Consider the following 1291-nt stretch of genomic DNA (forward strand, 5'->3'; position numbering starts at 1 on the left):
GTCAATCCTGCTTCTGGGGACGCTGCTTTTGCAGGGTCTTGGTTTCCTGCTGTACACGGCGGCGGCGGCGGGGATCCAGCAGCATCCGGAACAGCCGGTACACCCCGAAAAAGGGCCGTGCCCACACATGCCTGACGCAGAAGGGCGCATAGGTTCGGTAATATGCCTCCCCGGGAAAAAGCCGATGCCAAAGGTATCGTTTTTTGTCCGGAGCGGCAGGATCCATGTGCATCTGCTGCATCCGGGCGGCAGTCATATTCTCCCCCCAGCGCTGCCTGGTGCCGTAGGTGCCGGAGGAGATGTAGTAGGCAAGCTGCCGGGATTCCTCCTCTGTCAGGGTACGCTGGGGCGCATCCAGAAGCGCCAGGCTCAGACTCCGGCTTTCCGCTTCAAAATCCGTCAGTCCCAGAAGCTTCAGCTCCCGGCGGATGTAAGCCCAATCCAGAGCATCCCCATGCTTTTGCAGAAATACCCAACAGTCCAGCAGATGCCGCAATCCTGTGCCTCCGCCGGAGTAATGCTTATAGGCGTGGGCAAGGAAGTACAGGTAGAAATCCTCCTGGGTCATGGCGTACAGATACCCCTGCCGGCTGCACCGCCGGAGCATGTCTCCGTAGTAGGCATAGGCGTAGGTGCTGTGGGGATCAAACAGCCGGGTATGCAGCTCGTAGTGATACACCGGGGGCTTCTGGTATACATCCTCGTGGCTTTTTCCCACCTTCACGGCGGTGTATCCCCGGGAAATCATAAAATCCCGCACCTGCTGCTGACAGGCACTGTCGTAGAGAATGTCATTGTCGGACATTTGCCGCATGCCCAGCGCCGGGTAGCAGTCCTTTAAAATCACGCCCTTGAGTGGCATGTGCCAGATGTGGTTTGCATCCAGAAAGCGAAACAGCTCCTGCCGTCCTGCATCCAGCAGCAGCACCTTTCGCACTGCCTTGTCCCGGATGGTTTTCAGGGCGGCGGCATCCTCCAGAGAAAGCCGCTCCAGCAAGCCTGCATGCTCAAAGCTCATGCACGCCATTGCGCCCAGGGTATGCTGCTGTGCCAGAGACAGCATGGGACGCAGCTGCATCTGTTCCAGCCGTGCCGGGTCACAGGGAATGTCCCGGAGCCGACAGCTGAACAAATAGAACAGATCCCGGGCGGCGGTAATGGTCTGATCCATGGGCTACCCTCCTTGCAAACGGCGTTTTTTCCGGCGCAGCCAATCCCGGAGCCGCAGCACCGGCAGGCGCAGGGGATACAACCCCACCCACAGCCGCCCATAGAGCCGCATGGAGGGGGC

General features: G+C 59.6%; 1 protein-coding gene. It reads right to left on the bottom strand.

Annotated elements, in window-relative coordinates; all coding sequences use genetic code 11:
• Position 1: 1 nt before the first annotated feature.
• A complete protein-coding gene (locus QVO51_RS02165) occupies positions 2–1171 on the bottom strand; it encodes a nucleotidyltransferase domain-containing protein (RefSeq protein WP_022357048.1) in 1170 nt (389 codons plus the stop codon).
• Between the last annotated feature and the right edge of the window lie 120 nt (positions 1172–1291).

It is taken from the genome of Ruminococcus sp. CAG:379 (assembly GCF_000434255.1).
Lineage (GTDB): Bacteria > Bacillota > Clostridia > Oscillospirales > Ruminococcaceae > Ruminococcus_F > Ruminococcus_F champanellensis.

Bases quoted from the DNA above. Each gene is read 5' to 3' on its own strand.
- QVO51_RS02165 (WP_022357048.1), bottom strand. From the start codon at position 1,171: ATGGATCAGACCATTACCGCCGCCCGGGATCTGTTCTATTTGTTCAGC.